Raw genomic sequence first — 12,199 nt, forward strand, 5'->3', positions numbered from 1 at the left:
GGCTATTTGCGACGCAACCACTCTGCAAATTTTTCACCAAACTGGAACTGTCCTTTTTTCTCATCGACCTTCGTGACCAGACCTTCTCTGGCCAATGCATCCAACTGTTGAGGTAAATCAATATGATCTTCGATAAAATAGACCAAACAGGGGCCGTGACGGTGCAATCCCAGCCGATTCCAGTTCCACCCTTTTTTTTCGACAAAAAATTCGCGGTGGAACTGGAATTCAGGTTTTCTCAGATCCTGTTGCATCTCTTTCAGTAATTTTTCGTGTATCCGCCATAATTGCTCCGACAGCACGTCATTTTTGATGACGGCGGGTGTTGATTTTTGCGTTTGTGTATTGTCCGAGAGGAAAAACCTGAAAATATAGGTTCCTGCAACACCCGCGAGAAAGCCGATTGCCAAACTGAGTACATCCATTAAAAAACCTCCTAATCGTGAATGAATAAAATTGGAATTGCATCATCAACTACCATTTCATTATAACAAGCCGCCCCGGAAATTCTATTGACCATGATTCAGGGATGGATTACCGATACTATTTGTGACAAGATTATGAAACCATTGACTTTTTCAATCCTGCGCAGACTCAGTGATGGGAATTATCATTCCGGCACAATACTGGGAGAGGCACTGCAGGTATCCCGCGCTACCATTTCCAACACATTACACGGTCTGGACCAATATGGGCTCGTCATTCATCGCATCACTGGCAAAGGCTATCGCTGGCTGAACCCGGTTCAATGGCTCGAGTCCGATCAGATACGCAGCCATTTGGGTGAGCATGCCGACAACTTCCGGATAACGATCGCAGATTGTATTGAATCAACCAACTCCATTCTGCTGCAGCAAGCATCCACACCAGCATTTTCAGGTCACGATCAATATACCGTACTGGCTACCGAACTTCAGACCGGCGGACGGGGTCGGCGCGGACGTACCTGGTTTTCCGGTTTGGGAGACAGCCTGACATTTTCGTTGTCATGGTCATCACCTTGTACCATGCAGGCACTTGGGGGATTGAGTTTGGCGGTCGGTATCGCCATCGTAAAAGCCTTGACCACAATCGGTATTCCTGATGTCTTACTGAAATGGCCAAATGACATTCTGTACGATTCTCGCAAATTGGGAGGAGTGCTGATCGAGCTGCACGGGGATATGCTCAGTCCAGTCAAAGTCGTCATCGGAATAGGGTTGAACGTCCACATGAAAGATCCGGTCAAACAGCAAATTGATCAGGCAGTTATTGATCTGGCAAGCATCGTACGCCTCCCTCCAGACCGAAATCAGTTGCTGGCGGTTTTGTTGCTGGAGTTAATGAAAGTATTGCACCTGTTTACACAGCACGGTTTTGCGCCAATGCGCGACGAATGGATACGCTATCACGCCTACCATCATCAGTCCGCGCAAGTCAATTTTCCAGATGGCAGTCACTTGGATGGTATTGTTGGCGGTGTAGCAGAAGATGGCGCGCTGCTGCTGGATACGTCAAACGGGCAATTACAATTGAGAGGTGGTGAATTGAGTCTACGGCGTCTGTCATGACAGCTCCGTCATCCTGTCAAATGGATCACTCCACTTCTCTTCTGGCGATCGATTCCGGCAATACCGCCATCAAATGGGGGCTGCACGATGGCCTGCGCTGGGTGGAAAAGGGTTCGATATTGCAAGGTGAGCGTAAAATGTTGCGGCATGCCCTGCAGCAATTATCCCCATTTACCAGCGTAATCATCTCCAATGTCGCGGGCAGATCCGCCAACGACGATCTCAGGAAGTTACTTGATCCGTGGCAAGTACATCAGCGATGGATAACTACCCAAACCAGGCAGTGCGGCGTGCATAACGGTTATGTTTTTCCAGAGCGATTGGGCTGTGATCGCTGGGCGGCACTAATTGCGGCCTGGCGCCACTTGAAACGAAGGTGTCTAGTCGTCAATATTGGCACTGCCATGACAGTCGATGTTTTGTCAGATACAGGTGAATTCAGGGGAGGAATCATTTTACCTGGACCAAAATTGATGCAGCAGGCACTGGCCAATCAGGCAGACGGTATCAGAACGGCGGGTTGCGGAAAATTTCAGTCCTTTCCGGATAACACTGAAGATGCTATTTTTAGCGGCATGATTCAGGCTTTATCAGGTGCAATCGAAAAAATGTATGCCCTGATTGCCTTCAATATGGATAATCCCTCGCCCATGATCGTAATCAGCGGTGGTGATGCAGCGCTGGTTTGTGATCATGTTCACCTGCCATATCAAATAATGGATAATCTCGTACTGGAAGGCTTGCTGGCCATTGCCAGAGAATAGCTTAACCCGTTATAAGTGCTGATATGGATAAATGAATCAATCGAATGACAATGGCTGCCAATCATGACAAACGTACTGTTTAGTAAAGCTGAATTCTATACCACAGTAAATCATTTACGTGATTTGCCCAAGGAACCGGGAGTAGAAATTGCTTTTGCCGGCCGATCAAATGCAGGTAAATCCAGCGCAATCAATACACTGGCTGGCAGAGGACGTTTTGCTTTTGTCAGCAAAACACCAGGACGAACGCAGCATATTAATTTTTTCCAGCTGGGCACACGGCGTTTTATCGTTGACTTACCAGGTTATGGTTATGCGAAGGTGCCGCTGGCTATCCGACAACACTGGACAGAGTTACTGAGCAGATATTTACAAACCCGTGAGACATTATTTGGCATGGTTCTGATTATGGATATTCGCCATCCGATCATGCCACTTGACGTGCAAATGCTTGAGTGGTTTGCACTGACTAAAAAACCGGTACATATCCTGTTGAGCAAGGCAGATAAAATTAATCGAAGCAAGGCTGCCGAAACACTGCGTCTTGTTAGAAACTATCTGGCGGCGCACCAAATTGCGGGAAGCGCACAAATCTTTTCCAGCATGACATCGGAGGGGAAAGACGAAGCCATATTGTTACTGGCGAACTGGCTGGAGAGCGGAGAACAGGCGTTACAAATGGCCGATACAGAAACCGGGCAAAAAAAATCCCCGGTCAAAGGGGATTAAACCGGGGAAAATCGCCTTGCTCAAAAGAGCCTTGTTCTCGTCTCAGGGAGGTAAGACGAGAAACCGTCACTACATTTAACACTCCCTAATAAGAGAGACGAATACGTAAAAAGTTCCAAAGAATTTTTGTTTTTATATTTTTGACCTTTTTGACCCACATAAAATGACACTATTTTCTCAATTTCCGCAAAAAAGAATGCGCCGGTTGCGGCGAGATGACTTCTCCCGTCGCCTGGTACGTGAGCATCATCTACAAGCCAGTGATCTGATTTATCCGGTATTCGTCCTGGAAGGCGGCAACCAGCAGGAAAAAGTCGCCTCGATGCCAGGTATTATTCGTCAGAGCCTCGATCTGCTGTTTTTTCAGGCAGAACAATGTTTGCAGCTCGGAATTCCAGCGCTGGCAATTTTTCCGGTAATCGATGCCTCCAGGAAAAACCTGACCGCAGATGAGGCGTTCAACCCGGACGGTCTGGTGCCGCGCGTCGTAACCGCGCTCAAGCAGCGCTTTCCCGAGCTCGGCATCATTACCGATGTAGCGCTCGATCCCTACACCAGCCATGGTCAGGATGGCCTGATCGATGAACATGGATACGTGTTGAACGACGAGACCGTGCATGTCCTGGAACAGCAGGCGCTGGTGCACGCCCAGGCAGGAGCGGACATCGTCGCTCCCTCCGATATGATGGATGGCCGCGTGGGTGCAATTCGTGCCATGCTTGATCAACACCAGTTCATCCATACTCGCATACTGGCCTACTCAGCAAAATATGCGTCCAGTTTCTATGGCCCGTTCCGCGATGCGGTCGGTTCATCCGCCACATTGGGTACCGGCAACAAATACACTTATCAGATGGACCCGGCCAATTCCGATGAGGCCCTGCATGAAGTGGCGCTCGATATCCAGGAAGGTGCGGACATGTTCATGGTCAAACCCGGCATGCCTTATCTCGATATCGTGCGCAGGATCAAGCAGGAATTCGGCGTACCGACCTTCGTCTATCAGGTCAGTGGTGAATACGCCATGCTAAAAGCAGCGGCAAACAATGGTTGGCTGGATGAGAAAGCCTGCGTGCTGGAAGCATTACTCTCTTTCAAGCGCGCGGGCGCAGATGCCATTCTGACCTACTTCGCACTGGAAGCCGCAACGTGGCTGCAGCAGAAATAGCAAGTAAGTTGAGAAGCAATGGTTTTGAGCAAACATCACTGTGTCGTTTGAACGGTTGGAATGATGATGTGTATTTTAGATACTTCCATACAGATAGATTCTTTCGAACAACGTTCCCGAACGCGTTCCCTCAAACTCCCACCTCCAACCTGCCAGATTCTCTGGAAACGATCATTTGCGATCATCTCGTCAAACGCTTCATTTCCCAGAGCACCAGGCATATATGCCGATACATCAATCGGAAAATTCGAGATACAGGTTGAAATGACCGGTTACAGGCGGGCCGCGCTAACTAATAGAAGACAGTTAGATGGTGCTTAAACCTAAGGTTGCAAAAGGGACAATGTTTTTTCAGAAACATCTCGTTTATGAATTACGTTAAGAAAGGGTAGCGTCCCCTTTCTTTCATGACCTGTCAATACCAGGCAATTAGAAGAGCTGATCTTCGACCTGATCATCGATTTCAAAATCGCGGAAGAAATAGTTGGTTTCAGGCGGGAGCTGTTCATGGTAGAAATATTCGTTTAGTGTGCCATCCCGGTCTCTCAGGCCGGTTTCAGTATTGATTCTTGCAACCACGATCCCCTCCGGGGGAGTGTTTTTCTCGACAGGGATGTCCTTTAGCGCAACCGCCATGTAGTCTATCCATATCGGTAATGCAGCACGCCCACCCGTTTCATTGCGCCCCATCGAACGGGGGTCGTCATAACCCATCCAGGCTGCCGCCACCAGATTTCTCTGATAACCACAGAACCAAGCATCTACATAATTGCTGGTGGTTCCGGTTTTACCGGCTATATCCTGACGACCGATGACTTTGGCGCGCGCGGCGGTGCCGCGCTGGATGACATCCTGCATCATGCTGGTCATCAGAAACGCATTACGCTGGTCAATTGCCCGCTTGGCGTTTTTGCCAGCAACAACTGATTTTGCTCGCTGTAATACATTACCATTGCTATCCTCGATTCTCTGAATAAAATAGGGATGCACCTGATATCCGCCATTTGCAAAAACTGCGTATCCCGCGGCCATCTGCATCGGTGTTACTGAACCTGCACCGAGCGCCATCGGCAACACTGGTGCATGGCGGGATTCATCGAAACCAAAACGCTTGATATAGTCCTGCGCATAGCGCGGGCTGATTGATTGCAAAATCCGTACAGACACCAGATTTTTTGAGTGGGTTAACGCGGTACGCATTCTGATCGGCCCACTGAATTTACCATCAAAATTTTTGGGTTCCCAGGACTTGCCACCAGTCTGGTCGCGTCCCAAAAATAATGGCGCATCATTGACAATGGTGGCTACGGTAAATCCTTTTTCAAGCGATGCCGAGTAAATGAAAGGCTTAAAACTGGAACCTGGTTGACGCCAGGCCTGCGTCACATGATTAAACATGTTCAACCCGAAATCGAATCCTCCCACCAAGGCGCGAATTGCTCCATCATTGGGATCCATTGCAACCAGAGCAGCCTCAGCTTCAGGTAGCTGTGATATTTTCCACTCGCCTTTTTCAGTCTTTTTTAACCGAATCAATGCGCCAGGACGGATTCGCTTATCCGCAATTTTGGGATCATTACTCAAATATCTCTGCACAAATTTCAGGCTGTTACCAGTCAGTTTGACTGTTTCCCCGCTTCTGAGCATGGCTTCGATGGCACTGCTGCTGGCGGTAATTACCAATGCAGCCAACAATTCATCGTGATCATTGAATCTGCCTAATATCGTTTTTAGCCGTTGACCTGGTTTGGGCAAGCCAACAAATGCCTCCACGCCGCGGTAACCATGACGCTCATCATATTCGAGCACACCTTTACGTAAAGCACGATAGGCCGCCTCCTGATCAAACTTCGTGATCGTGGTATAAACCTTGAAGCCGCGCGTATAGGCTTCCTCCTGATAACGCTGATAAATGACCCGGCGCGCCATTTCCGCAACATAATCCGCTGGCATGGAATAAACCTTTACCGGGCGATAAAGGGTAATCGTGGTCTGCTTTGCCAGTTTCAGTTCACCGGCGGAGATATACCCCAGTTCATGCATCCGATTGAGCACATATTGCTGCCGACCCTGTGCGCGTTTGAAATCAGTGACCGGGTTGTACAAAGAAGGAGCTTTAGGAAGACCCGCGAGCATTGCTGTTTCCGCCAGGTTGATCTGCGAAAGCGTTTTTCCGAAATAGATTTTGGCCGCAGCGGAAAAACCGTAGCTGCGTTGGCCCAGATATATCTGGTTGAGGTAGAGCTCAAGAATGCGGTCTTTTCCGAGAGAGTGCTCTATTTTAAATGCAAGCAAAGCCTCGCTGAACTTGCGTGTCATGGTTTTTTCCTTGGTCAGGAAAAAGTTACGCGCCACCTGCATGGTGATGGTACTGGCCCCCTGGCGGATACCGCCTGCAGTAAAGTTGGAACGTATCGCGCGCAACACCCCGATAAAGTCAACCCCGTAATGCTGGTAAAAACGATCATCTTCTGCCGCCAGAATGGCCTGCTTCAGAAAGGCGGGTACTGTATCTATTTTGACAAAATCACGGCGCTCCTCACCAAATTCACCAATCAGCAGCCCTTCCGCACTATAAATACGCAAGGGCATCTGCGGACGGTAATTCGTTAATGTATCCAGTGACGGCAAGGTTGGCAACGTCACCAGTGCGGCGAAAACCAGCAATAAAGCGGCAATCACGCCCAAGGCCAGTACGGCAAGAACAGAACGGAAAAACCAGCGTAGCAGCATTAAAAGAAAGATTATTTAAGTAATGTCAGAAAAAATTATTGCTGAATTATAAAGGGTATATCAACTGCTATTAGACAAATTAAATTGCTTGGCCATCTGTCAGAATTCGGCCTCATTAGCTTACTGGTGAACTTGGCTCAACAGAAGAAGGGGTCACAAGCAAGCAAATCATTTTATTGATGTGCCCCTTCTTGGGGGGCGCAAATGGAGGCCCGGCAAAATGAGTCCAAATATAGCTTTAATGAGCAAATCGCTGCTCAAGCGGTCGAATATCAATTTTGATATTAACCTATTTTCCAGTGGCCCCCGATTGATAGGAGTTGATATCAGCGCCTCTTCCATCAAAATGGTAGAGCTTACCAAACTAGGCAACGATTCGCATGAACTGCGACTGGAAAGTTATGCGATCGAACCGATGCCAGTTGAAGCCATTATCGATGGCAACATTAATCACCTGGAACAGGTGGGTGAATGCATATTGCGTGCCTGGAAAAGGATGGGAACCAGGCAGAAAAATATTGCATTGGCGTTACCCTCGGCTTCCGTAGTAACCAAAAAGATCAGTGTCGCCACAGGATTGCGCGAAGAGGATCTTGTGTTTCAGGTGGAAACCGAGGCCAATCAATATTTACCGTTTGCCATTGACGAAGTCAATCTTGATTTTCAGGTCATCGGCGAAATTGAGGATCATCCCGAAGAAACGGAAGTATTGATTGCTGCAGCCCGAAAAGATAAGGTTGAAGATCGTGTTGCCGCAGCCGCAACCGCAGGCCTCAAGGTAACAGTCATGGATGTCGAGCAATTCGTTGCGCAAGCCATTGTCTCTCGAATCATTAGCAATCAGTTACCGGATGGCGGCAAGAACAAGATAGTGGCACTCGTAGATATTGGTTCAAGCAACACCAGAATCAATGTACTTTTTAATGGCGAATCCATCTATATGCGTGATCAGTCATTCGGAGGCAATCAACTGACGCAGGAGATACAGAATCAATTCAATCTCTCTGCGGAGGAAGCTGAAACTGCCAAGCGTAAAGGTACTTTGCCAGAAAGCTATCAAACGGATGTGCTGCAACCCTTCCGTGAAACCCTGGCACTCGAGGTATCACGAGCATTGCAATTCTTTTTCACTTCTACCCAGTTTGCACAAGTAGATCATATTTTCCTTTCCGGTGGCTGTGCTTCCATCCCGGACCTGGAAGAGATCGTCTCGAGGCGAACCGAAGTCATCACGCAGGTTATCAATCCATTTGCCGACATGTCGCTCTCCAAGCGGATTTCATCCAGACAGCTGCAAGAAGACGCACCAATTTTATTAATTGCCTGTGGGCTCGCCATGCGGGGGTTCGACTAACATGATGCGTATCAATTTGTTACCACACCGGGAACTGAAACGTAAAGCACGTCAACAGCAATTTGCTGTGCTGTCAGGTTTAACAGTCGCAGCCGGTGTACTGATCATTTGGGGTGTGCATGAAATGGTTGTAGGAAAGATTAGCCAGCAACAGGCTCGAAATCAGTATTTGCAGAACGAGATTGCGTTACTTGATCGGCAAATTGCTGAAATCAAATTGATCAGAGAAAAGATACAGCAACTGGTTTCACGCAAACAGATCGTTGAGTCGTTGCAGGCCGATCGTGTCAAGGTCGTGCATATGCTCGATCAGGTGGCGCGGCGAATTCCAGATGGAGTTAATCTCAAGAACTTCAAGCAGGATGAACAACATCTCCATCTTTCCGGTTATGCCCAATCCAATGCCTGGGTATCCACCCTGATGCGTAATCTGGATGCTTCACCCTGGTTTGAGTCGCCACTGTTAATAGAGATCAAGGCAGTAACCATCGATGGCAAGCGACTCAATGAGTTTGACCTGAATGTCAGGCTTTCGGAATTACCAAAAGTTGAGGAGACAACCGAAATCATCACGGTTGCCGATAGAGTGGGAGAACAATAATGAATCTATTGGAAGAATTGCGTCACATCAATCTCAATGACCCCGGTAGCTGGCCGGTTCAGATTAAAGCAAGTGCACTGACATTGTTATTACTGGTAATCGTGACGGTTGGTTATTTTGTGGACTGGCAGGAACAATGGGAAGCACTGGAACAGGCACAGGCAGAAGAAGCCACACTCAAGCAAACTTATCTGGTTAAAAAAGCAGATGCTGTCAATCTCGACGCCTTGCGTCAGCAATCTGCGGAAATTGAACAATCATTAGGTGCGCTACTGAAACAATTACCGGATAAATCCGAACTCGATGCCTTGCTGGTGGACATCAACCGCGCCGGTCTTGGACGAGGCCTGCAGTTTGAGTTATTCAAACCGGCCACCAGCGAAACCATACGCGAATTTTATGCTGAGTTGCCGGTTTCGGTGCGCGTAACCGGTAGTTATCACGATATTGGCGCATTTGCTAGCGATGTTGCTCAATTACCGCGCATCGTGACTTTGCATAACATGGAAATTACACCAACAGCCGATCGCCAGTTAGTACTGAATGCCGTTGCCAAGACTTTTCGCTATCTGGATGAAGAAGAAATCAATATCTACCAGTCGCAAGGAGCAAAATGAGCAAAATCCATCAATTCTGGTTGTCCATGGCGCTAGCCGGATTAGTATCCGCCTGCGCCGATGGTGAACATGAAGATCTACAGGAGTTTGTCAAAAATGCCGGAGCCGGGATGCAGGGAAAAGTAGATCCTCTCCCCGAGATTCTGCCACTGCAACAGTTCGTTTACCAGGCTTTTGAAATACCGGATCCTTTCAGCGCCAGCAAAAACAAGCAAGATAATACCAGCCAGAATGAGCTAAAACCAGATTTGAAGCGCCAAAAAGAAGTTCTGGAAAATTACGCACTGGAGAATTTATCAATGGTTGGGACTTTGCAGCGCGGTCAACACATTTATGCCTTGGTCAAGGCACCGGATAACACGGTTCATCGCGTTAAAAACGGTAATTATCTTGGGCACAATTTTGGATTAATCACAGCCATTTCCGAGGAAAACATCACTTTGAAAGAAATGATTCAGGAAAGCGGCCAAGCCTGGGTCGAACAGGCTGGCACTCTCAGGCTGCAATCTCAGGAGTCAAAAAAATGATTGGAATCAATTTAGCAAGGTGGTCTATGTGCGATCAATCAAAAATCAAACAATTTAGCATGTATTTATGGCCATTCTTAATTGGGATAATGGTCTTTCCGGTCAATGCAGCTGTTAAAACCCCATCCCAGAACACCATTCGTGGCATGGATATAGTAGCCGGCGCCAATGGTGCGATTATCGCAAAGATAGCCTTTGATCAACCACTAACATTCGCACCGACAGGCGTCATGCTGGATAACCCTGCCCGACTCTACTTTGATTTACCTGGAGTAAACAGCACAATCGACAAGCCTGGCAGTATGGCGGGTCAAGGCGTGCTGCGCGATATTCAGCTTGCCAAAACTGACAGTCGTACCCGCCTGGTGATGAATTTGCATGAAGTTGCCAGTCATGAAGTGCAGATAGACGGCAATCAACTGTTGATCACGCTTACAAGTTCTATGCGCTCAACCAGGAATGGCCCCAGCCAACCGCCGGCAGCTCGCCAGAATTCCAGTCAGCAGCAAACACAGCTAAGCCTGGTCGATCTCGATTTTCGCCGTGGCACACAGGGAGAAGGACAGATCAAGGTCGATTTATCCCAACCGGGCGCGGTAATCGATGTACATCGGCAAGGTAACAAGCTTCATGTTGAATTCATAAAAGCCTACCTGCCGTCCAATCTGAATCAGCGGCTTGATGTCGCCGATTTTGGAACACCAGTGCGCATCATAGAAACACGGGCGGATAAAGATCGTGTCAGCATGCTCGTTGAACCGCAAGGCAACTGGGAACACTCTGCCTTTCAGTCAGGTACAAGCTTTGTGCTGGATATCCGCGCAGTTGTCAGTGGCGAAGCCATGCCAGTACATAAAAAACTCGCCAGCGGCGGTTACACTGGTGAAAAGCTGTCACTGAATTTTCAGGATGTCGAGATTCGTGCTGTTTTACAGGTAATCGCCGATTTTACGGATTTGAATATCATTGCCAGTGATTCCGTCAAAGGAAATCTGACCATACGGCTGAAAAATGTACCTTGGGATCAGGCATTGGATATCGTGCTGCAAAATCATGATCTCGATAAGCGCAGAGCTGGAAATGTCATTTTCGTTGCTCCCAGGGAAGAGATGGCTGCCAGAGAAAAATTGCAACTAGAGCAGCAGCAGCAAATTTCAGAACTGGAAGTTCTGCAAACCGAAACACTTAAACTCAATTACCGCACCGCCAGTTCGATTGCGCTCAAAGGCATCATGAGCCAGAGGGGAACGATTGAGGTGGATGACATCAGCAACACGCTGACTATTACTGATATTCCGGCCAGACTGACGGAAGTGGCTAAACATATCTCCAATCTCGATACCCAGGTACGCCAGGTCATGATTGAAACGCGTATCGTCGAAGCAACGGATACCTTCAGCCGCAATCTTGGCGCCCGCTTTGGCGTACAAAATGCTACCCGTATCAATGATCGCAAACTTGGCATATCCGGGAACCTGGGTAGTTCCAGCGAACTGGCAGCCGGCGCTTCCCCTACCCTCGATGGGCAGAATCTCAATGTCAATCTTCCCGCCGCCGCGCTGGCGGGAGTGGCGGGTGGCCCGGCAGCACTTGGCCTGAGTCTGATCAAAATCAACAATGGCACTCTGATCAATCTGGAACTATCAGCACTCGAATCCGACAGCAAAGGACGTATCATTGCCAGCCCGCGTCTGGTGACGGCCAATCGGGTTGAGGCCAGTATCGAGCAAGGTACCGAAATACCTTTCCAAATCATCAGCGCGACGCGCCCGCAGATTCAGTTCAAGAAAGCAGTACTGGGACTGAAAGTTACTCCGCAAATCACACCTGATGACAACATTATCATGAAACTAAAAATCAATCAGGATACTCGTGGTGAAAATACTCCGGCAGGTCCAGCGATCGATACCAAACAGATCATCACTGAAGTATTGGTAGAAAACGGTGGCACCGTCGTGATCGGCGGTATTTTCGAACAAACAGAAAAAAATGAGCGTAACCGGGTACCTTTCCTGGCAGATGTGCCAATATTCGGCCATCTGTTCCGCAATACGGCGAGACGTAATGACAAGCGTGAACTGCTGATTTTTGTCACTCCGCGGATTCTGAATGAAACACTAGGTGATAATATCCGCTCTGCATTGAATTATTAACAA

At 48.3% G+C, this 12,199-nt stretch carries 11 protein-coding genes; 9 read left to right on the forward strand and 2 right to left on the reverse strand.

What is annotated here, in order from left to right:
• Window positions 1-2 precede the first annotated feature (2 nt).
• Window positions 3-425, reverse strand: a complete 423-nt coding sequence (locus NSMM_RS06135; protein ID WP_090285644.1) for a hypothetical protein — start codon at window positions 423-425, stop codon at window positions 3-5.
• 93 nt (window positions 426-518) lie between these two features.
• Between NSMM_RS06135 and NSMM_RS06140 the strand changes: the two genes are divergently transcribed.
• The 4 genes from NSMM_RS06140 to hemB all read left to right on the forward strand — a co-directional run bounded on the left by NSMM_RS06140 (window position 519) and on the right by hemB (window position 4,211).
• Window positions 519-1,550, forward strand: a complete 1,032-nt coding sequence (locus tag NSMM_RS06140; protein ID WP_245654711.1) for a biotin--[acetyl-CoA-carboxylase] ligase — start codon at window positions 519-521, stop codon at window positions 1,548-1,550.
• The gene (locus NSMM_RS06145; RefSeq protein ID WP_245654701.1) at window positions 1,547-2,314 is read left to right on the forward strand and encodes a type III pantothenate kinase; all 768 of its coding nucleotides are present in this window, start codon (window positions 1,547-1,549) and stop codon (window positions 2,312-2,314) included. Before NSMM_RS06140 ends, NSMM_RS06145 begins: the two co-directional genes overlap by 4 nt.
• A gap of 63 nt (window positions 2,315-2,377) precedes the next feature.
• Window positions 2,378-3,043 carry a ribosome biogenesis GTP-binding protein YihA/YsxC gene (gene yihA / locus NSMM_RS06150; protein ID WP_090285647.1) on the forward strand — a complete coding sequence of 222 codons (666 nt, stop codon included), beginning with the start codon at window positions 2,378-2,380 and terminating at the stop codon, window positions 3,041-3,043.
• Window positions 3,044-3,206: 163 nt separating this feature from the next.
• Window positions 3,207-4,211, forward strand: a complete 1,005-nt coding sequence (gene hemB, locus NSMM_RS06155) for a porphobilinogen synthase (protein WP_090285650.1) — start codon at window positions 3,207-3,209, stop codon at window positions 4,209-4,211.
• Between the two features lie 429 nt (window positions 4,212-4,640).
• Here hemB and NSMM_RS06160 read toward each other — a convergent pair whose 3' ends face one another.
• Entirely contained in the window at window positions 4,641-6,944 is a 2,304-nt protein-coding gene (locus NSMM_RS06160) for a penicillin-binding protein 1A (RefSeq protein WP_090285653.1), read from the reverse strand.
• Between the two features lie 220 nt (window positions 6,945-7,164).
• On the opposite strand from NSMM_RS06160, the gene NSMM_RS06165 reads away from it, so the two are divergent.
• The 5 genes from NSMM_RS06165 to NSMM_RS06185 all read left to right on the forward strand — a co-directional run bounded on the left by NSMM_RS06165 (window position 7,165) and on the right by NSMM_RS06185 (window position 12,196).
• A complete protein-coding gene (locus NSMM_RS06165; RefSeq protein WP_090285656.1) occupies window positions 7,165-8,298 on the forward strand; it encodes a pilus assembly protein PilM in 1,134 nt (377 codons plus the stop codon).
• Between the two features lies 1 nt (window position 8,299).
• Complete coding sequence (locus tag NSMM_RS06170) at window positions 8,300-8,899, forward strand: PilN domain-containing protein (RefSeq protein WP_090285659.1); 600 nt, start codon at window positions 8,300-8,302, stop codon at window positions 8,897-8,899.
• Window positions 8,899-9,516 carry a type IV pilus inner membrane component PilO gene (locus tag NSMM_RS06175; protein ID WP_090285662.1) on the forward strand — a complete coding sequence of 206 codons (618 nt, stop codon included), beginning with the start codon at window positions 8,899-8,901 and terminating at the stop codon, window positions 9,514-9,516. Before NSMM_RS06170 ends, NSMM_RS06175 begins: the two co-directional genes overlap by 1 nt.
• Window positions 9,513-10,043 carry a pilus assembly protein PilP gene (locus NSMM_RS06180; RefSeq protein WP_090285664.1) on the forward strand — a complete coding sequence of 177 codons (531 nt, stop codon included), beginning with the start codon at window positions 9,513-9,515 and terminating at the stop codon, window positions 10,041-10,043. The genes NSMM_RS06175 and NSMM_RS06180 overlap by 4 nt, the downstream gene beginning before the upstream one ends.
• 146 nt (window positions 10,044-10,189) lie before the next feature.
• On the forward strand, window positions 10,190-12,196 hold the full coding sequence (locus tag NSMM_RS06185; RefSeq protein WP_245654702.1) for a type IV pilus secretin PilQ: 2,007 nt from the start codon (window positions 10,190-10,192) through the stop codon (window positions 12,194-12,196).
• Window positions 12,197-12,199: the final 3 nt, after the last annotated feature.

The sequence above is a fragment of the Nitrosomonas mobilis genome (assembly GCF_900103035.1).
GTDB classification, from domain to species: Bacteria; Pseudomonadota; Gammaproteobacteria; order Burkholderiales; family Nitrosomonadaceae; genus Nitrosomonas; species Nitrosomonas mobilis.

What these genes read in the sequence shown, in the direction of transcription:
- NSMM_RS06175 (WP_090285662.1), top strand. Translation starts at nt 8,899, where the DNA reads ATGAATCTATTGGAAGAATTGCGTCACATCAATCTCAATGACCCCGGT.
- NSMM_RS06165 (WP_090285656.1), top strand. Translation starts at nt 7,165, where the DNA reads ATGAGTCCAAATATAGCTTTAATGAGCAAATCGCTGCTCAAGCGGTCG.
- NSMM_RS06135 (WP_090285644.1), bottom strand. Translation starts at nt 425, where the DNA reads ATGGATGTACTCAGTTTGGCAATCGGCTTTCTCGCGGGTGTTGCAGGA.
- hemB (WP_090285650.1), top strand. Translation starts at nt 3,207, where the DNA reads ATGACACTATTTTCTCAATTTCCGCAAAAAAGAATGCGCCGGTTGCGG.
- yihA (WP_090285647.1), top strand. Translation starts at nt 2,378, where the DNA reads ATGACAAACGTACTGTTTAGTAAAGCTGAATTCTATACCACAGTAAAT.
- NSMM_RS06185 (WP_245654702.1), top strand. Translation starts at nt 10,190, where the DNA reads ATGGATATAGTAGCCGGCGCCAATGGTGCGATTATCGCAAAGATAGCC.
- NSMM_RS06145 (WP_245654701.1), top strand. Translation starts at nt 1,547, where the DNA reads ATGACAGCTCCGTCATCCTGTCAAATGGATCACTCCACTTCTCTTCTG.
- NSMM_RS06170 (WP_090285659.1), top strand. Translation starts at nt 8,300, where the DNA reads ATGATGCGTATCAATTTGTTACCACACCGGGAACTGAAACGTAAAGCA.
- NSMM_RS06160 (WP_090285653.1), bottom strand. Translation starts at nt 6,944, where the DNA reads ATGCTGCTACGCTGGTTTTTCCGTTCTGTTCTTGCCGTACTGGCCTTG.
- NSMM_RS06140 (WP_245654711.1), top strand. Translation starts at nt 519, where the DNA reads ATGATTCAGGGATGGATTACCGATACTATTTGTGACAAGATTATGAAA.
- NSMM_RS06180 (WP_090285664.1), top strand. Translation starts at nt 9,513, where the DNA reads ATGAGCAAAATCCATCAATTCTGGTTGTCCATGGCGCTAGCCGGATTA.